At 34.9% G+C, this 19,926-nt stretch carries 18 protein-coding genes and 1 pseudogene; 10 read left to right on the top strand and 9 right to left on the bottom strand.

Annotated elements, in window-relative coordinates; translation table 11 throughout:
- Window positions 1-45: 45 nt before the first annotated feature.
- Window positions 46-234: a hypothetical protein gene (locus A9G44_RS13295; protein WP_141671772.1), complete on the bottom strand. Its 189-nt coding sequence runs from the start codon at window positions 232-234 to the stop codon at window positions 46-48.
- Window positions 235-508: 274 nt separating this feature from the next.
- Between A9G44_RS13295 and A9G44_RS08325 the strand changes: the two genes are divergently transcribed.
- Both A9G44_RS08325 and glyA read left to right on the top strand, forming a co-directional pair.
- Window positions 509-1,246 (top strand): IS30 family transposase, encoded by a 738-nt coding sequence (locus A9G44_RS08325; RefSeq protein ID WP_065610369.1) that lies wholly within the window; start codon window positions 509-511, stop codon window positions 1,244-1,246.
- Window positions 1,247-1,725: 479 nt separating this feature from the next.
- A complete protein-coding gene (gene glyA, locus A9G44_RS08320; protein ID WP_065610367.1) occupies window positions 1,726-2,982 on the top strand; it encodes a serine hydroxymethyltransferase in 1,257 nt (418 codons plus the stop codon).
- A gap of 48 nt (window positions 2,983-3,030) precedes the next feature.
- Here glyA and A9G44_RS08315 read toward each other — a convergent pair whose 3' ends face one another.
- Both A9G44_RS08315 and A9G44_RS14070 read right to left on the bottom strand, forming a co-directional pair.
- On the bottom strand, window positions 3,031-5,208 hold the full coding sequence (locus A9G44_RS08315) for a phage holin family protein (protein WP_065610365.1): 2,178 nt from the start codon (window positions 5,206-5,208) through the stop codon (window positions 3,031-3,033).
- 57 nt (window positions 5,209-5,265) lie between these two features.
- Window positions 5,266-5,463 carry an integrase core domain-containing protein gene (locus A9G44_RS14070; RefSeq protein WP_363319071.1) on the bottom strand — a complete coding sequence of 66 codons (198 nt, stop codon included), beginning with the start codon at window positions 5,461-5,463 and terminating at the stop codon, window positions 5,266-5,268.
- A gap of 143 nt (window positions 5,464-5,606) precedes the next feature.
- Here A9G44_RS14070 and A9G44_RS08310 point away from each other — a divergent pair, with 143 nt between their 5' ends.
- From A9G44_RS08310 to A9G44_RS08285, 5 genes and pseudogenes are all read left to right on the top strand, one after another.
- Window positions 5,607-5,972 (top strand): hypothetical protein, encoded by a 366-nt coding sequence (locus A9G44_RS08310; protein ID WP_218837569.1) that lies wholly within the window; start codon window positions 5,607-5,609, stop codon window positions 5,970-5,972.
- 158 nt (window positions 5,973-6,130) lie between these two features.
- On the top strand, window positions 6,131-6,637 hold the full coding sequence (locus A9G44_RS08305; RefSeq protein ID WP_065610363.1) for a hypothetical protein: 507 nt from the start codon (window positions 6,131-6,133) through the stop codon (window positions 6,635-6,637).
- A gap of 435 nt (window positions 6,638-7,072) precedes the next feature.
- The gene (locus A9G44_RS08300; protein WP_065610361.1) at window positions 7,073-7,441 is read left to right on the top strand and encodes a hypothetical protein; all 369 of its coding nucleotides are present in this window, start codon (window positions 7,073-7,075) and stop codon (window positions 7,439-7,441) included.
- Between the two features lie 483 nt (window positions 7,442-7,924).
- Window positions 7,925-8,374 carry an SMI1/KNR4 family protein gene (locus A9G44_RS08295; protein WP_065610359.1) on the top strand — a complete coding sequence of 150 codons (450 nt, stop codon included), beginning with the start codon at window positions 7,925-7,927 and terminating at the stop codon, window positions 8,372-8,374.
- A 378-nt stretch (window positions 8,375-8,752) separates the two neighbouring features.
- A pseudogene (locus tag A9G44_RS08285) lies at window positions 8,753-9,833 on the top strand (IS3 family transposase).
- On the opposite strand, the gene A9G44_RS13290 reads toward A9G44_RS08285, so the two are convergent.
- From A9G44_RS13290 to A9G44_RS08275, 3 genes are all read right to left on the bottom strand, one after another.
- Window positions 9,816-10,010 (bottom strand): hypothetical protein, encoded by a 195-nt coding sequence (locus A9G44_RS13290; RefSeq protein ID WP_143426350.1) that lies wholly within the window; start codon window positions 10,008-10,010, stop codon window positions 9,816-9,818. The pseudogene A9G44_RS08285 and the gene A9G44_RS13290 overlap by 18 nt on opposite strands.
- Before the next feature lie 128 nt (window positions 10,011-10,138).
- Window positions 10,139-11,620 carry an MFS transporter gene (locus tag A9G44_RS08280; protein WP_065610356.1) on the bottom strand — a complete coding sequence of 494 codons (1,482 nt, stop codon included), beginning with the start codon at window positions 11,618-11,620 and terminating at the stop codon, window positions 10,139-10,141.
- Between the two features lie 81 nt (window positions 11,621-11,701).
- Window positions 11,702-12,181 carry a hypothetical protein gene (locus A9G44_RS08275; RefSeq protein WP_065610354.1) on the bottom strand — a complete coding sequence of 160 codons (480 nt, stop codon included), beginning with the start codon at window positions 12,179-12,181 and terminating at the stop codon, window positions 11,702-11,704.
- A gap of 511 nt (window positions 12,182-12,692) precedes the next feature.
- Between A9G44_RS08275 and A9G44_RS08270 the strand changes: the two genes are divergently transcribed.
- Window positions 12,693-13,274, top strand: coding sequence for a TetR family transcriptional regulator (locus A9G44_RS08270; protein ID WP_051634236.1), 582 nt, complete (start codon window positions 12,693-12,695; stop codon window positions 13,272-13,274).
- Window positions 13,275-13,512: 238 nt separating this feature from the next.
- Here A9G44_RS08270 and A9G44_RS08265 read toward each other — a convergent pair whose 3' ends face one another.
- From A9G44_RS08265 to glmU, 3 genes are all read right to left on the bottom strand, one after another.
- A complete protein-coding gene (locus A9G44_RS08265) occupies window positions 13,513-13,914 on the bottom strand; it encodes a hypothetical protein (protein ID WP_143426349.1) in 402 nt (133 codons plus the stop codon).
- 122 nt (window positions 13,915-14,036) lie between these two features.
- Window positions 14,037-15,869: a glutamine--fructose-6-phosphate transaminase (isomerizing) gene (gene glmS, locus A9G44_RS08260; RefSeq protein ID WP_065610350.1), complete on the bottom strand. Its 1,833-nt coding sequence runs from the start codon at window positions 15,867-15,869 to the stop codon at window positions 14,037-14,039.
- Between the two features lie 3 nt (window positions 15,870-15,872).
- Complete coding sequence (gene glmU / locus A9G44_RS08255) at window positions 15,873-17,258, bottom strand: bifunctional UDP-N-acetylglucosamine diphosphorylase/glucosamine-1-phosphate N-acetyltransferase GlmU (protein ID WP_065610348.1); 1,386 nt, start codon at window positions 17,256-17,258, stop codon at window positions 15,873-15,875.
- A gap of 139 nt (window positions 17,259-17,397) precedes the next feature.
- Here glmU and hemG point away from each other — a divergent pair, with 139 nt between their 5' ends.
- On the top strand, window positions 17,398-17,931 hold the full coding sequence (gene hemG / locus A9G44_RS08250) for a menaquinone-dependent protoporphyrinogen IX dehydrogenase (RefSeq protein WP_080702340.1): 534 nt from the start codon (window positions 17,398-17,400) through the stop codon (window positions 17,929-17,931).
- Between the two features lie 165 nt (window positions 17,932-18,096).
- Window positions 18,097-19,923 carry a ribosome-dependent GTPase TypA gene (gene typA / locus A9G44_RS08245; RefSeq protein ID WP_065610346.1) on the top strand — a complete coding sequence of 609 codons (1,827 nt, stop codon included), beginning with the start codon at window positions 18,097-18,099 and terminating at the stop codon, window positions 19,921-19,923.
- Window positions 19,924-19,926: the final 3 nt, after the last annotated feature.

The following is a 19,926-nucleotide window of genomic DNA, read 5'->3' as shown; positions in this document are numbered from 1 at the left end:
AGAGCGAACTCCTTTTGCAATCCCACGCTTTAGCGTATAATGTGTTTACGGCGCCCCTTCGCCGTCGATCGGTCTTAACGCACCGTTTGTGGGATTACTTGTATCATCCTGACACTCGCCTTTTCGAGACCATCTTCGCTTTGGCTTTGCTAAGATGGTCAAATTTGTTTCAGACAAATTTGTCAGACGTAGTGCAAACTCGCCAAACATCCCTGTTTGGCGTGCTAACCTCACTCTGTTGTCGGCACATTCAGACGCCGAAACAAAACAGACAACATAACCTTGAGTGGTTTTTATAAGTTACTTTTTATAAAAAAAACAATACAGTGGAATGGCAACACAGTTACCCTCCAAAAGCTGGTTATGTAAACCTATTGATTTTATTGTTTTTTTAAATATGCTAAACCTGGATTCAAACATGAAGTGCAATTTTAAACACGGTGGAGTGAAGAAAGTAGAAAGGTGATTTATACTAGCACCTTCGCACCACCACAGTTTGGAGATTGCTATGTATTATAATCACCTTTCTAGGAAGGAAAGATACCAGATTTTCGTATTATTACAAGCCGGAAAGAATAAAAAAGAGATAGCCCAGCTACTCAATAGACATCCTTCGACAATAAGTCGAGAGATAAAAAGAAACTCAAAACCTAATCAAGCCTATCAAGCACATGATGCGGTAACCCTAGCTAGGAAAAGGCGAAAAAACAGCGGTAATGGTAAGCCAATAGCGTCTTCAGTATGGCGCCAAGTTGAAAAATACCTCATGCTTTATTACAGCCCAGAGCAGATTGCTGCACGTTTAAAGAAAGTCAGCGTCCAATCAATCTATAACTATCTTTATCAAAATAAAGCGCGCTATGAACAATTCAAACCTTATCTAAGGCGAAAAGGCAAAGCCTATAGGCATTGTAAGGCACCGAGTATTAAAGAAGGAGACCGCCGATATAAACGGTCAATTAAACAACGTCCAAGTTATGTAGAAAGCCGGAAAACGCGAGGACATTGGGAGGGAGATACGATTATTAGCCGTAAAGACAAGCAAGCATTGGTGACATTAGTTGAACGCAAAACAGGGCTAGTATTAATTGGACGCCTCAATCAACGTACCGCCTCCGAAACGAGAGATATGATAATAAAATTGCTAACGCCGTTTAAAAAAATGGTTAAAAGCATCACCTTTGATAATGGAACCGAATTTAATTATCATCATGCTATTGAGCATTATTTAAACACCACCGTGTAGTTTGCGGAGCCTTATAAAAGCTGGCAAAGAGGCACAAATGAAAACACCAATGGCTTAATACGTCAGTTTATACCAAAGTCAGCGGCCATTTCATTAGTTGACGACAAACAGATAAAGAAAATACAATATCTATTGAACACACGCCCAAGAAAACGGCATAAGTTTAAAAGCCCTGCCGATTTTTATTCTAAGGAGTTAAGAAGAATTGCACTTCATGGTGTAATCTAGGAAATAAAATCAGTATTCTTATGACTAGATTTGAATTGTTCAAATGATGCTATTAAGCAATGTTATTTATGTGAGTTATTTCTTTTAAAAGTTGCAGTACTATTTTTATTGCAATGTATTAATATTACTTATAACTCATAAAAAAGATTGAAATCGTTTGGTTGTTAAGTAACCATATAAGTGTAATACCCATTTTTGCAAACGATAAAGCAAAATCTGACAAACTAAATAATTGATGATAAGGATCCAACATGTTTAGTAAAGATATGACTATTGCCGATTATGATGCGGAATTGTGGAATGCTATTAAAGGTGAAGAACAGCGCCAAGAAGATCACCTTGAACTGATCGCATCAGAAAACTACACCAGCCCACGAGTAATGCAAGCGCAAGGTTCGCAATTAACCAATAAATATGCCGAAGGTTATCCCGGAAAACGTTATTATGGTGGTTGTGAGTATGTTGATGTTGTTGAAAAATTAGCAATTGATCGTGCTAAGGCTTTATTTGGTGCTGATTATGCTAATGTGCAACCGCATTCAGGTTCACAAGCTAATTTTGCCGTTTATATGGCGCTTTTAAATACAGGCGATACGGTTTTAGGTATGAATTTGTCTGAAGGTGGGCATTTGACGCACGGTTCGCCCGTTAGCTTTTCGGGTAAACTTTATCATGTTGTGGATTATGGTGTTGATGATTCAGGGCGTATTGATTATGACAAGTTAGCTAAAACAGCCCAAGAATCTAAACCTAAAATGATTATTGGTGGTTTTTCGGCTTATTCTGGGGTGGTGGATTGGCAACGTATGCGTGAAATCGCCGATAGTGTGGGCGCTTATTTGTTTGTGGATATGGCGCATGTGGCAGGGCTAGTTGCGGCAGGTGTTTATCCAAATCCTGTTCCTTATGCACACGTTGTTACTACTACAACTCATAAAACTTTAGGTGGTCCTCGTGGCGGTTTGATTTTGGCTAAAGGTGGTAGTGAAGAATTATATAAAAAGTTAAATTCGGCTGTCTTTCCAGGAGCGCAAGGTGGTCCTTTAATGCATGTAATTGCCGCTAAAGCAGTTGCGTTAAAAGAGGCGATGGAGCCTGAGTATAAAATCTATCAACAACAAGTGGTTAAAAACGCTAAAGCTATGGTCGAGGTGATTTTGCAACGTGGCTATAAAGTAGTTTCAGGCGAAACACAAAACCATCTGTTTTTAATTGATTTAGTCGATAAAAATATCACAGGTAAAGAAGCTGATGCGGCTTTAGGTAGTGCTAATATTACCGTTAATAAAAATAGTGTACCAAAAGATCCACAAAGCCCATTTGTAACATCTGGTGTGCGCATTGGTACGCCGGCTATTACTCGCCGAGGCTTTAAAGAAGCCGAATCGCGAGATTTAGCTAATTGGATTTGTGATGTTTTAGATAATATCGATGACGAGCAAAACATCCAAGCCGTGAAAGAAAAGGTGCTTGCAATTTGCCGTCGTTTTCCAGTTTATCAGCATTAATGGTTGTTTCATTTCGCCGATGGTTGTCGGCGAAATGGTTTTTTACTTTTATTTACCAATATTGGCATTTGTGTCAGTTTTGCTTTGGGTTTGTTCTTGATTGTGTTGTTCGATATAGCGGTCAAGGTAACCTTCATGCCATAACCAGCCACCTGTAACTCCAACACCAAGTAAAATTGCTAACCAAAAAATAATAACTAATTTGTTGTGACGTTGTTTCATTGGATCGCGCAAATTGCGTTTTGCATTGGTAGGGAGCTGGGCTTTGCTAGTGAGCAAGCTTCCTAGCATTAAATTGATTTTGACTTGCCCATTAATTGCCCAACCCGATGCTTCTAGTAATGGTCCAAGTGTTCTTCGACGTAATTTTAACCATGCTAAAATAACAGAAGGACCTGAAATAATTAGAAATAATCCAATAAAAACTAAAGGTACTTGCCACCAAGCAAGCGCAAAAATAGCTTGGAATATTGTGGCTAATGCTGTGCCGATTGCGCCAATGGCTAAACCAATTGCAGCAAAAATCCCTACACTTTTACCTATATCAAATTTATTAGCTGGATTTTGTAGTGCTTGTTCGCTTGATTTTTCGATATCAGCGTCTTTGCTGTTTGCCCACTTGTTAATTTGTTCGGTAATCACACGCCCCATACGTTGATAAGGAGCCCAAATTGCTTGTTGGATGCTGATTGGCTTAGTGATTATTTTAACAACATTGGCATCCCAATCGTTACCTTTATTGTCAATAAACACACCATTGCGGCCTTCAATTAATAAATCACCTTGTCCTGCTGTCATTGCTGCTGCAATTAGCTGTTTTTCTCCATGTCTAGTGCATTCACAATAAAGTAAACAGAGTTCAGAATAATTTGCCATGGTTGCGTGTTTGGCAATATTATCGACCGCAACGCAAAGTGTTGCACAGCGACCATCAATGTAGAGTTTACCAAGTTGAAATGCTGCTCGTGTTTCAGGCTGGAAGAAGTCTGCAAAAGAGGCAAAGTTAACTAGCAAACGGTAAAGATGTTTATGAAATAGGACTAATTTTTCTAGCACTAGAATATCTGAGGCAGATATTGGTGTTTGATTATCTTGTTCAACCATTTTCTCAAATTCGGTCAGTAAATCATTGTTAGCTAGGTTGGTAATGATGCTAATAGGAATATCATCTATATTGGCCGAAGGCTCAATTTCAACGGTTAATTGTGCCATTTCGGGCTTAGTGCTAATAAGTGTGGTATATGCTTGCAAGCTTTGTTGTATATTTTGCCATTCTTGTTGTGTTAGTTGGTCTGGGTTGGATAATGATGATTCTATTAATGCCTTAAATCGGCTGATTTTAGCTTTCCAAAGTGGATTTAGCCCATTGACTAGATCTAGAGTATCAGTTGTGTCGATTTTGGATAGCGGTAATTCGGCTAATTCTTCTTCAGATAGTAATCCGTTTTGTGTTGGTACAATGTATTTTTCGTCGACATTAAGTGCCGTTTGCGCTTGAGGAGCGTATTGTGCTAATTCAGCACGTAAAAAATAATCATCAATTTTGGGTTTTAATAGCTGAATTAGTTTCCAAATTTCTGCGGTATTTTCACCAAATGGGGTTTGCGTATTACTTATTTTTGTTTGCCATTGTAACCACGTTTGTAGATTTTCAACAAAGGTGGTTGCTATGTTTAAATCAATGCCATCTTGCCCACTCATATCTTTTTGTGCACCAGTAGTTTTGATTGCTGTTGTAATAAACATTTGCATGTCTGGTGACAATTCGCTTGATGGAGGAAAGATTAAATCACCATTATAAAGTTTGTCAGCATTGATTTTTATTGATTGTTGTATATCATCTTGTGTTAAATAATCCACATTTTTTTTATTTAAGCTAGCTAAAATGCTTTGTGCGGTGACTGATAATTTTTTTCCTTGCGGGGTCGATGCGTTAATTTGTGATAATGGTAATGTTTCACTTGTACTTAAGATACTATCAAATGAATTGATTTTATCGCAAGTCCAGCTAATGGCATCTAAAATATCAGGTATGCGAATACGTCCGTCATTATCTGAATCGAGTAGAGATAAGGTTCGTTCATCAAAATCCAACCCTGTTGTTGGGCAACTTAAAGCCACCCATAATTTAGGATCTAAATCAGGTAAATTGATAATATCACTGGCACTTTTAAATACGACTTGATCAAGCCCACCAACACGTTGAAATGTCCACATATGGCTCATAATAATCTCCACACAAAAATTTGATAATATCTTTGTTAAAAGAAAACAGTGGGTTGTCTACATTTCATGACTAAAATAACCCTCTAAAAACTCATAAGGCTTCTTACTGGATATCGCTTGATGAGATTTAATTGTATTATAATAGCTAATAAATCGCTTAAACTTTTGTTTTCTATTTTTTGAATCTTCGGATATTTGCTGATTATGCCATATCTCCATTAAAGTTCGTACCACTCTTTCTGCTTTTCCATTTATTTATTGGTAGTTAGGTTTAGTGGCTTTTTGGTTTATGTGATTATTATACATTTTAACAAATCGGTGAATGCTACGTTTTCTTTATGATATAGTGCTGTTGAACCTAGTGAAAAATAAAGCCTAATGGAAAAGGAGGTTGTTAAATGAATAAAATAGGAAAAGATGAATTAGTAGTTACCTCACTTTTATCTATACTTTTGGATGATACACTTGAATATTATAAAATTCATTTAAGTGATTCAAGTCAACCTACGAACGATGATGATCCTTTTGCAAGAGCAAGAAGTATTATCACAAAGCTATCAGATAAAGACCAAGAAAAGATTTTTAATTTTCTGCGTATAGTAATAGTAGATACGATGTCAACGATTTTTGGCACCATAGATGGTTCATGTTTTCCTCTAAATATTAGTGGTGATTTCATTCTTGAGTATGATGGAGATGAAATACAAGGTTCATTGCAAGATGAGTTAATTGCAAAAGCAGAAGAGATTGGTGTCTATGATTAATAGCTAAAAGTAAAGAATTTATTTTACATTATATTATTTATATACCAATTGCTTTTAAAATATATTTAGGTACCTAATAAACTCGCCAAAAAAAGCTCATACAAAATTATTGAAATGGTTTAATAATAAACAATCGTGTAAAATTACAAGGGGTAAATGTGGTTAAGACAATATACGTTGATGTAGATTTTAACGGGATAATTATTTTCGATTATCCAGGGATACTGACCCCCTTTGGTGGGAAAATAAATAATGGGGAAAATATTCTTGAAGAATTTACTACAACAGACAAAGGAGATGTTGTTCTTGATGAAGGAATAGCCTTACCTATCATGGGCATTGATGATGGTGGCTATATTGTTCGTTTGTTTTTAAATGAAACTCCTTGTAATGAGAATAGATCCATTATATTCAGTGATAAATATTTTTATCTTAATGTTACTGGAGATTTATATATTGCTGATATGTCAGTTTTTTGGGAGTGGGAAGAATATACTGGTTGGAATAATACCGATATTCCTAAAGGAATATATAAAGTCTGTCTGGAGGGAGTAATTTTAAAAAAAAATGAGGATATTTTTTATTGCTATGATTTGATCTTAGAAAAAGTAAGTAAAATTGGTAGAAGAGAAATTGAACCACGCTCAGATTGTAGGCTTTATTAAAAATAATCTGAGTATAATGTCTTAATTGATGTTATAAAGAAAAATAACATGTTGATTTTCTAAATCTTATAAAAAAGCAAACAGACCACCAGTGCTATCCTTGTACCACCTTTATAACGCCTTAGCCCTACGTATCGAAAAACATCAGATTGTTGATTGTAAGGGGAAATTTTAAGGCTAGATCAGCTTTATTCTTTAAGCGAAAAGTCCCCGAGTTTGCTACTGGTGCTTACATAATGCGGAAAAAAATGTTATTTAACCATTACAAAACGATTTTATAGTTTCAGTAAAAATTGTCTGATGCATATCATAGAGCATATTCAGGCCTAGATGATATAAAAGTTAATTCCAAATTTATAATTTGAGTATTTTTGCAACATACTCTAAAGTTGCTAATTTCATGAAAAGTTGGTTTAAAGAACTAGGATTAATGAAATGAATGACAAAAATCTTATCGAAATTGATGACTATTTATCTACTTCAACAAATTTCAATTTTTTAAAATTATTAGACGCTGATAATGCATTGGATCTAAGAGATGAATCCGAATTTGATCATCAGTGGATGAATGTTTTTAATTCTTTGAAAATATGTGATTTTAAAGCGAATGAAGTGAAATTTATTAATATGTTACGAGAAAAGGCTTTTAAACAATCTTTTAAAATAATTAATAATTTTGAAATATCTTCCCGAATTTCTGATGATATTGAGATAATAGCTAAGAGTTTTATTGCTAAGAAATATAAAAATTGGGCTATCACGCACTTGTGGTCAACCTATAAAAATAAAAAATTTCCAATATAATTATTATAACTTAATAAAAAAATTAATTATTTCTAATAAATTGCTTAGTCTATTTTATTTAATGTATTAAATCGTAACAGTTAGACGGCGTAGACAAGGGTAATGCAGTTATCAATTATGGGGAAAATGGATTCAGAAAATTGAACACCAATTAATAGAGCAAAATTTCAGGTATCAGGGACAATATTTAGAGGGATAAACCAGCCTGCATTACAATACTTTTAAGTATTATGAGCTGAGCGTAGGTAATTTTATTTAGCTAGATTTGATTGGTTGTTGAGTGGGATTAATTTGTATCAGTATGATATTAGTAGGTTGGCTTTAGTTGTAAGTTATATAAAATTCTTCAGATATTAATCTAGGTACTTCAAAAACAGTGAATTCATCTATTTAACCAAAAATAAATGACTAGATAGGCAGTATCATAAATTTAGAAAAGGATATTGGAAATTGAAAGTATTCGATTTTAGGTAGGGTAATTATATGAGTAGTATTAAAAATCTTGTTATGCGTTTAAATCATGAGGCTCAAGATGAAGTGTATTGGCTTGGAGCTTGTGATGAATCACAAATTAATATACTTGAAAATAATTTAAAATTGTCGTTACCAAATGAGTTAAAAGAATTTATTTTATTAGTTGGTGGTGGAGGGCTTGTTGGAGAAGAATTGTCAGGTATAGTTGATAATGATGCTTTGGTTGAGTCAGGAGGCGCTATTTATTATGATACTTGCCTATGTAGAAATGAATACGCGTTACCATTAGATATGGCTGTTATTTACTTTAGAGATGATGATGTATGTTGGTGTGTTGATTGTGGAAGAAATACTTATGGAACAATAGTTAATTATGATCTTTTTTCAAGAAAAATATCAAATGTTCTCGCACCGTCATTCAACAGTTTTTTTGAGGAATATGTAAATCTACGCACATAACTTATAGAAAAAATTTTATAAAAATTAATTATTTAGTTTTTACATGTTTTATTATGAAAGTGATTTATTTTTGGACTTTGATTGAGATAATATGGAGTCCTTTTTATTTGCTTGGACGAATGTTGTTTAAAATATTAATTAAATTAGATATCCCAAAATTATTGTTTTTTTTTATTGATAACGGTGAGTATTGCAAATAAAACGTAGCTATTCAGTGAATTATTTATACCAATTTGATTGGTAAACATCATCTTCAGGAGACTATTATATATATTTTTAGTGCTACAAAATGGTTTTATAAAATTTGTAACTATCCCCTAAAATAGTACAGCAAAAAAGTAGAAAATTCTCTATGATAAAAGAAAAGGGGATTTAATTATGAAAAAAATGACTGAACATCAAATCGTGGCTATTTTAAAAAAAGCTGAAGCGGGTATTCCCGTTAAAGAACTGTGCCGTAAATATGGCATGGGTAATTCAACTTTCTATAAATGGCGAGAAAAATACGGCGGAATGGAAACTTCGGATATCAAACGCTTAAAAGAGCTGGAGGCTGAAAACCGCAAGCTTAAGCAGATGTTTGCCGAACTGAGTTTAAAATCCCAGCTGCAGGAAGAAATAATAAAAAAGCTTTAGTACCCACAAAGGCACGTAAAACGTGGGCACAGCAACTAAAACAAAATCATTCAGTTACTATTGCTATGAGTTGTGCCATTGTTGGCTTAAGCCGTTGTGCTTACTATTATCAACCTAAGTTACCGGATGATTCAGTGATTATTTCGGTGTTGAATGCTATCACGGACAGGCATTTACGCTGGGGCTTTCCTAAATGCTTTAATCGTATCAAAAAGCTCGGCTATAAATGGAATCATAAACGGGTATATCGGGTGTATTGCCAATTAAAGCTTAATCTCAGGATAAAGCGTAAACAGCGCATTCCTCCACGAAGCCCAGAAAGGCTATCAGCACCCAATAAACAAGGTGAATGCTGTCAATGGATTTTATGAGTGACAGTAGTCGTAATCAGCGTCGCTTTAGGACATTCAATGTCATCGATGACTTTAATCGTGAGGCGTTAGGGATTGATATTGCAGTAAGCTTACCAGCAGGAAGGATTACCCGTTACTTAGATAAACTGGCCGAATATCATGGGTATCCATTAAAAATACGGGTCGATAATGGGCCAGAATTTACAGGAAAAACCTTTATAAACTGGGCTAAATCACATGATATAGTCATTGATTATATAAAGCCTGGTAGCCCTTATCAAAATGGCTATATTGAACGATTTAATCGTACCTATCGTACTGAAGTACTCGATTTATATCTTTTTAACAACTTAGCACAAGCAAGGAAAATAACCGAAGAATGGCTAACGATTTATAACACCGAAAGACCGCATGAGGCATTAAATAACATGACACCGATTGAGTATAAAACACTAAAACAGGCAGCATGATTTTCTACGTGAGTTGTGTACTAAGTTTGGGATATTTACAACCGAATCATCCTGTAACTTAGGTTGATAATAGTAAGCACAACGGCTTAAGCCAACAATGGCACAATTCATAGCAATAGTAACTGAATGATTTTGTTGTAGTTGCTGTGCCCACGTTTTACGTGCCTTTGTGGGCACTAAAGCTTTTTTATTATTTCTTCCTGCAGCTGAGATTTTAAGCTCAGTTCGGCAAACATCTGCTTAAGCTTGCGGTTTTCATTATGTCAGATATTATATGGATCAAACGCATAATAACTCCCGTAAATTTATTTAGAAATTGATTTAGGAATCCAGCAAATTGCTAAAATACCGACAATGAAAGTTAGTGCACTTGCCACAAGGATTGCAATGTGCATTCCATTGACAAAAGCAAACTTTGCCTGATTGATTAATGCAATCGATAAATTCGGATAATCCAGTGTTTCATTTAATGTTCCAGCAACATTTGGTCCAGAAACTCTAAAGTAAAATGCAGCTAAAGAACCCAAGATAGTAATTCCCAATGCATTTCCTATTTCGTTACTTGTTTCTGCTAATGAAGCTGCTGCTCCGGCGTTAGCAGGAGGTACTGCTGAAATAGCTATCTCTGCGACTAGGCTAAAAGATAGTCCATATCCAACACCAGCTATAATAGATGAAATTATTACTGCAATAACTCCGTGTTCTATATTTGTAAATAATAGAATAGCTATTCCCAAGCTAAGGAAAAAATGAGTCATGACTAGAGAATTCTTTTTACCAATACGATCAGCTATTTTATTTGTTACGATACAAGTAATGATTAATACAAACGCACCAGGTAGAGCAAATAATGCAGCTGTAAAAACATCAAATCCTAGAACAGATTGAAGATAAATACCCGTTAAATAGCCCGAAGCAGACCATACGACCAAAGATAATAATCCTGTAGCAATTGCAATTGAAAAAACACGATCTTTAAATAAAGATACATTCAACAGTGGATATTTAATATGATTTTGTCTTCTGACAAACCAAATTAAACTTATGATACCAATCAAACCAATTGTGATTTGTAAAGTAGATATACCATAGGCTGCGGCGTTTTTTATTGAATAAGTGAATAATAAAATTCCTGCAAATGATAAAACTAAACTTAATATGTCTATCTTTCCATAGTTTACTTGCTTAACTTCTTTTAGAAAAATAGGAGAAAAGATCAAAAATAAAATAATTACTGGGATATTAATAAAAAATACAACTCCCCAGTCAAATTTACTTAGAAGAAGTCCACCTATTATTGGTCCAATGGCAAATCCCCCAGCAAATGTAGCTGCAAATATTCCAATTGCTTGTGCAAGCTGCTTTGGATTCAAAAATAAGTTACTTAAAATAGCAAGCCCTGATGGCAGTAATGTAGCTCCTCCTAGCCCCATAATCGCTCGACTAATAATTAACATTTCTGGACTTGATGAAAATGCAGCACAAATTGAACCAACACCAAAAGTTATTGAGCCAAATATAATTAATCGTAGTCTTCCATAATGATCTCCTATGTTTCCAAATACGACTAATAAAGAGCCAACAATAAATCCATAAATATCTAATATCCATAATGACTGATCGGCTGTAGGTAAAATTGAAGATGTAATCTTTGGCATAGCCAAATATAGTACAGAACCATCCATTGAAACCAAAAGTACTAACGCTAATATAGTTATTAACCCAAACCATGCTTTTTTATCTGCTTTCGAGTTAACACTTGAACTGTCTTGATTTTTTTCTGTCATAATTAATTATCCTAAGCTGATAAAGTATTTTTTGTAAAAGTTAATTCTTGATTATCAATAAGAATATTGAATAAGCTTTTTTTAAATATAGATAGGTTTTTTTTTGATACTATAGTCTTTGATAGTAGCGAAATATGTTCTCTTTAAAACAAAACTAGCTCCGATTCCGTTGTTAATTTCATTTGAAATGATACTATCTACAAGATTTTTATGTTCTTTATCACTATTACTGTAATGTCCATTTTCGATAAGTAGATTATGATCTTCTATCATTTCTATTATTTTTGTTTGTTGTTTAATTTTCATTACAACAAGAGGAGTTTCGTCATCAACATATTTGAATCCTTTCTCTTTAATTTGTTTAAATGAGATTAATGCTAATACATCATGTAGTTTATTTTGTTTATAATTGAAAGAATCAAACGGAATATCGTCAAGTGTGTCGTAAGTTGCAAAATTGCCAGTAAATACGTCGACTGTGTTGTTGTCTAATTTCGGTCTATAAACGATAGCAAATGAAGTGGGTTGATCTGAAAGAATTGATTCTAAATTCTCGTTCATATTATTTAGTTTCATTTTCAAAAAAATTTAGAAAAAATGTTGCATATCATGAATTAATAATACTGCTCGAGAGCAATTAATTTTCCAATTTGGTATATTTGAGAATAACTCATCTTTTTTGGGGAATGAGTAATTAATTTTAAATGGTATATATTCCATATCAACGGTCCTTTTAATTATGTTAAAAACCCAAACTGTTATATTAAAGCCATACAAGTGAGATAATTACAATTAAAGTGGCATTTTGCGAACTTTATCACTAAGCGACAATTGTCTATTTATGCAATTTGTCACTAAGTGACATATTAAGTATATGAAAAGTATTGCTGCTTGACAAGAATAATTAGTAAAATACTTAGATTTTCTTACATATCTAATATAGCTTTATACTGTTAGAGTCTGTAACTAAAAGGTATGACATATAAGAATGAAGTACTCAATTTAAATTTTAGTGGAGCATTAATACGTGACAAAAACAAACGACTCTCTTCGAGAAAGAAAAAAAATAAAAATGCGAGAAGAGCTAGTTGAAGCCGCATTCAAGTTATTTGTACAAAAAGGGTTTGATAATACCACCGTAAATGATATCGCAGATCTTGCTGATGTATCATCTAGGACGTTTTTTCGTTATTTTTCCTGTAAAGAGGATGTGGTTCTAGATTATCAGCTAGTCGAATATGATGAAATTATCACATCTTTAGAGTTTAGACCCGCAACTGAATCCATATTACTTGCATTACGAAAATCATCGGTAAATGTAACAAAATGCTGTGAAGAGGGAGCTTACGGAATAGATCCAAATAGATTTAAGACACTAAGAGATTTAATTCGGAATCATCCGTCGATTCGTGCAAAAAATAATGAATTATTACAATCAAAAAAACAACTCCTTACCGAATTAATTGCAAAAAAATTAGGGGTAAACCATTTGCATGATATGAGACCAATGATATTATCGACTCTATTAGAGTTTGTATATAGTGCTGCCTATGATATATGGAAAGAGAAAAAGGACTCTGCACCATTTTATGATGTATTAGATGAAACCTTTGTTCTTATAGAAAATGGAATGAACTATCCCTGCGTATATTAAATACATGATGAAGGCACTACCACTACAATTCATCAAAATGAATGGATCGGCTACACTAAGTAGTACCAGTTTTATAAGGTCATTGTTATGATAAACTAAAAAATAAGAGAAGGTAACAACAATGGCAATCGATTCATCACGAAGAGCAAAACGTAGCTTTACTAACGAGTTCAAAAAACAAATGGTCATACCACTACTTTAATTTATAAAAATCAGACGGCTTTTAGGTCATTTATATCTATTCGTAACTAGTTAAAAGGTTAGAGAATTCATCAAATGACGAAACTAATTCGGTGTCTTCATAGGTTTCAATATCTTCTACTTTTAATAAATCCATACATTTTTTATTTGCTGTCATCAATGGAAAATCTGGACCGGCAATAAACATTGGATGTTCATGAATAAGTAAAAAGATGGCTTTTTCTAACGCTGGATGATCAGAAGGTTTAATAATTTCAATCGACTCTATTATTTCCTTGCTGCTCTCTTTGAAGGATAGATATAAGGTACAATGATTGCATATAATCATATCTTCATAAACTTCATCACCATAATCTAATAAATATTCTTCGTCATCTTTTTTAGTACAATACGGGCTGAACGCATTTAAAACAATATCTTGTGTAACACTGTCATCCATTGCAATGATACTATATTCTATTCCCATGAATCTCTCCTTAAATAGTTATAATTCAAATAAAATATTTACACACTATAAGTATAACAACACAGTTAAATAAAAATAGTAAGTTGTTTGCGTATCTATTCTACCGTTACTGATTTTGCTAAATTACGAGGCTGATCGACATCGGTTCCTTTGATCAAAGCAACATGATACGCAAGTAGTTGTGTAGGTACTGTGTAATATATTGGTGCAGTAAGTTCTTCAATATGGGGTAGGTTTATAATGTGCATGGTGTCATCACTAACAAATTCCGAATCTTCTTGGGCAAAAACATACAGTTGACCGCCACGCGCTCGAACTTCTTCTATATTAGATTTTAATTTTTCTAGCATTTCGTTTGTTGGTGCCATAACAATCACTGGCATATCCGCATCAATTAATGCAAGTGGACCATGTTTGAGTTCACCAGCAGCATAGGCTTCAGCGTGAATATAAGATATTTCTTTGAGCTTTAGCGAAGCTTCCATAGCGATTGGATACTCATCACCTCGACCTAAGAATAGCGCATGATGTTTATCCACAAAATGACTAGCTAATTTTTTTATTTGAGGTTCTGCTGTGAGCACTTGTTCAATGCGGTTTGGTAGGACTTGTAGTGCATGCACAATAGCCTGCTCAGTACTTTCAGCCATATTATTTATGCGTCCTAATTTAGCAACTAGTAGCAATAAAACCGTTAATTGTGTGGTAAAGGCTTTAGTTGACGCAACACCGATTTCAACCCCTGCTTTGGTTAATAGAACTAAATCAGCTTCGCGCACGAGTGTTGAGGCTGCCACATTACAGATAGCAAGGGTGCTTAGGTAATTATTTTCTTTGGCTAATCGCAATGCAGCGAGTGTGTCAGCCGTTTCACCAGATTGTGAAAGGGTGATAAATAAGCTATTTTTGCGACGAGCTGGATTTCGATAACGGAATTCTGATGCAATCTCGACATCACAAGGAATTCCTGCTAAAGCTTCAAACCAATAACGTGCAACCATACCTGCATTATAAGCAGTACCACAGGCAACAATTTGAACATGCTCAACCTGTTTAAGGATGGCTTTGGCTTCATCACCAAGTTCGGATAAATCAACTTTACCATGTACCATGCGGCCTTCAAGCGTATTTTTTATTGCATTAGGTTGTTCGTAGATCTCTTTTTGCATGTAATGGCTGTAGCCTGCTTTACTACCCGCATCATACTTTGCATCAGATTCTAAACATGGTCTTGCTACTTCTTGATGATTTTTGTCTAAGATTGTTACTTTTCGGTGAGTGATAAGTGCGATATCACCTTCTTCCAAATAGATGAATTGGCGAGTGACGGGTAATAGTGCTAATTGATCGGATGCGATAAAGTTCTCTCCTACACCACAACCTATAACTAAAGGACTGCCTGAACGTGCCGCAACAAGTATATCTGGATTGCGAGTGTCCATAATGACTGTACCGTAAGCCCCTCGTAGTTGTGGAATAGCTTTTTGTACAGCGTCAAATAAGGAACAATCTTCTGTTGATATAATGTTATGAATTAAGTGGGCAATAACTTCAGTATCCGTTTCTGAACGAAATTGATAACCTTTGGCGATCAGCTTTTCACGTAGTGGTTCAAAATTTTCGATAATTCCATTATGCACAACGGCAATAAAACCAGATACATGTGGATGAGCATTGTGTTCAGCTGGTTCACCATGAGTTGCCCAGCGAGTATGAGCAATTCCTGTAGATCCTTCTAGTGGATGCTGTTCAATGGCATCTTTAAGAGCTTGTACTTTGCCAACACGACGAACGCGTTGTAATTCACCTTGTGATGAAATAATAGCCAGTCCTGCCGAGTCATAACCACGATATTCTAATCGTTTTAAACCTTCTAATAATATTTCAGCAACATCACGTTTGGCGATAGCACCTACAATACCACACATATCTTATTCCTCGTTAGTTAACTTTGTTGGTCGTTTCCAACCTGTAAGTTGTTTTTGTTTTACTCGGCTTACGACCAATTCGTTCTCATTCACGTTATTAGTAACCGTTGTTCCTGCTGCAATAGTTGCCCCTTTACCCACTTTTACAGGTGCAATTAATTGTGTATCAGAACCGACAAACACATCATCTTCAATAATAGTTTTAAATTTATTGGCGCCGTCATAATTACAGGTGATGGTGCCTGCACCTATGTTGACGTTACTACCAATTTCGCTATCGCCAAGATAGCTTAAGTGTCCCGCTTTGCTTGCTTGGCCTAGATGTGCTTTTTTTAATTCAACAAAGTTGCCAACATGGGCTTGTTCGTCAAGCTGTGAACCAGGTCGTAGACGGGCGAAAGGTCCGATAGTGCACTGTTTAGCGATAGTTGAATCTTCAATAATGCTATACGGACTGATTGTTGAATTGTCATCAATTGAGCAATTTTTTAAGACACAGCCTGCACCAATAAATACGTTATTGCCTAGTTTGACATTTCCTTCAATAATTACATTACAATCAATCGTAACATCTTTACCATGCGATAGTGTGCCTCGTAAGTCAAAGCGATTTGGATCAAGCAGTGTTACACCAGCTAGTAATAAATTTTGAGTTTGCAGGTGTTGATATTGTCTTTCTAACATTGCCAATTGTAGGCGATTATTAACACCTTCAACTTCAAATTGTTGAACTGGGTGCGAGGTTAAGATTTCATAACCATCTTGGTAAGCAAAAGCAATAATATCGGTTAAGTAGAACTCTTTTTGCGCATTATTATTGGTTAAACGTAGTAACCAACTTTTCAATAATTTTCCGTTAACTAGCATTATGCCAGTGTTAATTTCATTGATTTTTTGTTGTTCTGGTGTAGCATCTTTTTGTTCAACAATAGCAACAACTTTGCCATTTTTGCGTTCTATTCGACCATAACCTGTTGGATCTTCAAGAATAACAGTTAATAAAGCGATACCTTGCTGGGGTTTACTGGCAATTAAAGTTTGTAGTGTTTGAGCCGATATAAGCGGAGTGTCGCCATATAAAATTAAGATATCTTCGTCATCTTGAATGTAAGGGATAGCTTGTTGCACAGCATGACCAGTACCTAGTTGTTCAGCTTGATATACCAGTTGCACATGTTGCTCTTTAAGCGCATCTTTAAGCTGTTGTTTGCCATGTCCATAAACAATATTGATGCGATTTGTATTAAGTTGTTGAACTGTATCAATCACATGTTGTAACATCGGCTTGGCGCCAATTTTATGTAAAACTTTAGGTAGGTTGGAATGCATCCGTGTGCCTTTTCCTGCCGCCAAAATAATTGCACTTAGCTTTGGTGGTGAAATTGCCATAATTGGTTCCGATCTGGTTGAATTAGCGTAACACTATAATCAAAATTTTTAATGAAATCATCCCCAATCTTTTAATTTTTATCATAAAAAAAGTAAAATTGATATTTACCCAAGAGTTTAACAAAAGAGGCAGCAAGTTATGAATTCCGCTATAAAAGTTTTATTACTCTATACCACACATGAAAAACAGACATTTAAGATTATGCAACGCATAAAAACACGACTTAATGGTCAATGTGATTGTGATGTTATTGAACTTTTACCTGATACTAAAATCGATTTGACACAATACCAAGCAGCCTTATTGGGAAGTTCGATTCGTTATGGATTTTATAGCAAAGTGATGAAAGCATTTATCGATAAGAATTATCAGCAGTTAAATAGTATGAAGTCTGGATTTTTTGGGGTAAATATGGTTGCAAGAAAACCCAATAAAAATACACCAGAAACAAATTTATATACTAAAAAGTTTTTAGCTAAAATAGCCTGGAAACCAGCTTTTACTGCTGTTTTTGCTGGCGCGCTTTATTATCCTCAATATAATTGGTTTGATCGCAATATGATCCGCTTTATTATGTGGTTAGGGAAAGGTGATACTGATGTAACAAAACCAGTTATTGAATATACAGATTGGGCAAAGGTAGATGAATTTGCCAAACAGTTTTATACTTAAACGTATAGTTACCTGAAACTTTTTTACAAATAAATTGATATTTTTCTAAAGGTATCAAGTGTTCAACTTCTTTTAAAGAAACTTTGTGATATAGATCAACATTTCGGCTAAAAAGGTGTACAATACTGCGCCTATAGAATCTGTCTCCTAATTGGAATTTTAATTGTGATTGAAAATTTAAGAAATATTGCCATTATTGCTCACGTTGACCATGGTAAAACAACATTGGTTGATAAGTTATTAAAACAGTCAGGTACGCTAGATAATCTACGTGGTGACGATAACGAACGCATCATGGACTCTAATGCGCTTGAAAAAGAGCGTGGTATTACCATTTTAGCTAAAAATACCGCTATTGATTGGAATGGTTACCGAATTAATATCGTTGATACCCCAGGACATGCTGATTTTGGTGGTGAAGTTGAACGTGTTATGTCTATGGTTGATTCTGTATTATTGCTCGTTGATGCAATGGATGGACCAATGCCTCAAACACGTTTTGTAACGCAAAAAGCATTTGCTTATGGTTTAAAACCGATTGTGGTTATCAATAAAGTTGACCGTCCAGGTGCTCGCCCTGATTGGGTAGTTGACCAAGTATTTGATCTATTCGTTAATTTAGGGGCAACTGATGAACAGCTAGATTTCCCTATTGTTTATGCTTCTGCATTAATGGGTATAGCTGGTGAAGATCACGAAAATATGGCTGAAGATATGACGCCACTATTTGAAGCGATTGTTAAACATGTTGAACCACCAAAAGTGGATTTAGATGGTCCATTCCAAATGCAAATTTCTCAACTTGATTATAATAATTATGTTGGCGTTATTGGTATTGGTCGTATTAAACGTGGTCGTGTTAAACCAAATCAACAAGTGACTATAGTTGATAGTGAAGGTAACAAACGTACAGGTAAAGTAGGGCAAGTGCTAGGCCATTTAGGGTTGCAACGTTATGAAGCTGAAGTTGCCGAAGCTGGTGATATTATTGCATTAACTGGTCTTGGTGAACTCGGTATCTCTGACACGATTTGTGATAACAGTTGCGTTGAAGCTCTGCCGGCATTAACTGTTGATGAACCAACAGTAACTATGTTCTTTAATGTTAATAGCTCACCATTTGCTGGTAAAGAAGGTAAATATGTAACATCTCGACAAATTCTTGAGCGTTTAAATAAAGAGCTTGTACATAATGTTGCGTTGCGCGTTGAAGAAACTCCAGATCCAGATGCTTTTAGAGTATCGGGTCGTGGTGAATTGCATTTATCAGTACTAATTGAAAATATGCGCCGTGAAGGTTATGAGTTAGGTGTTTCTCGCCCTAAGGTTATTTTTAGAGAAATTGACGGTAAAAAACAAGAACCATTTGAACAAGTTACGCTTGATATTGAAGAACAGCATCAAGGTTCAGTAATGGAAGCCCTTGGTTTACGTAAAGGTGATCTAACAAACATGTTACCAGATGGTAAAGGTCGCGTACGTTTAGATTATGTAATTCCAAGTCGTGGACTTATTGGTTTCAGAACTGAATTTATGACTATGACTTCAGGTACAGGTTTACTTTATTCTACATTTAGTCATTATGATGATATTCGCCCAGGCGAAATTGGTCAGCGTAATAATGGCGTAATGATTTCTAACGGGACAGGTAAAGCATTGGCTTATGCGTTATATGGTTTACAAGACCGTGGTAAGTTATTCCTAGGTCATGGTGCTGAAGTATATGAAGGGCAAATCATTGGTATACATACTCGTTCAAACGATTTAACTGTTAACTGTTTAACAGGTAAAAAATTAACCAATATGCGAGCATCAGGTACTGATGAAGCAACAACACTTTCACCACCAATTAAAATGTCATTGGAACAAGCGTTAGAGTTTATTGACGATGATGAATTAGTTGAAGTAACACCGTTATCTATCCGTCTTCGTAAACGTCATTTGACGGAAAATGACCGAAAACGTGCATTTAGAAGTGGTAACAAAGACTAATTA

It is taken from the genome of Gilliamella sp. Occ4-3 (assembly GCF_001690675.1).
GTDB lineage: Bacteria > Pseudomonadota > Gammaproteobacteria > Enterobacterales > Orbaceae > Gilliamella > Gilliamella bombi.
Note: the sequence above shows the minus strand (reverse complement) of the source record. Positions and strands in the feature narration are given on the sequence as shown.

Bases quoted from the DNA above. Each gene is read 5' to 3' on its own strand.
- A9G44_RS08325 (WP_065610369.1), top strand. From the start codon at position 509: ATGTATTATAATCACCTTTCTAGGAAGGAAAGATACCAGATTTTCGTA.
- glyA (WP_065610367.1), top strand. From the start codon at position 1,726: ATGTTTAGTAAAGATATGACTATTGCCGATTATGATGCGGAATTGTGG.
- A9G44_RS08315 (WP_065610365.1), bottom strand. From the start codon at position 5,208: ATGAGCCATATGTGGACATTTCAACGTGTTGGTGGGCTTGATCAAGTC.
- A9G44_RS08310 (WP_218837569.1), top strand. From the start codon at position 5,607: ATGAATAAAATAGGAAAAGATGAATTAGTAGTTACCTCACTTTTATCT.
- A9G44_RS08300 (WP_065610361.1), top strand. From the start codon at position 7,073: ATGAATGACAAAAATCTTATCGAAATTGATGACTATTTATCTACTTCA.
- A9G44_RS08295 (WP_065610359.1), top strand. From the start codon at position 7,925: ATGAGTAGTATTAAAAATCTTGTTATGCGTTTAAATCATGAGGCTCAA.
- A9G44_RS08280 (WP_065610356.1), bottom strand. From the start codon at position 11,620: ATGACAGAAAAAAATCAAGACAGTTCAAGTGTTAACTCGAAAGCAGAT.
- A9G44_RS08275 (WP_065610354.1), bottom strand. From the start codon at position 12,181: ATGAACGAGAATTTAGAATCAATTCTTTCAGATCAACCCACTTCATTT.
- A9G44_RS08270 (WP_051634236.1), top strand. From the start codon at position 12,693: ATGCGAGAAGAGCTAGTTGAAGCCGCATTCAAGTTATTTGTACAAAAA.
- A9G44_RS08265 (WP_143426349.1), bottom strand. From the start codon at position 13,914: ATGGATGACAGTGTTACACAAGATATTGTTTTAAATGCGTTCAGCCCG.
- glmS (WP_065610350.1), bottom strand. From the start codon at position 15,869: ATGTGTGGTATTGTAGGTGCTATCGCCAAACGTGATGTTGCTGAAATA.
- glmU (WP_065610348.1), bottom strand. From the start codon at position 17,258: ATGGCAATTTCACCACCAAAGCTAAGTGCAATTATTTTGGCGGCAGGA.
- hemG (WP_080702340.1), top strand. From the start codon at position 17,398: ATGAATTCCGCTATAAAAGTTTTATTACTCTATACCACACATGAAAAA.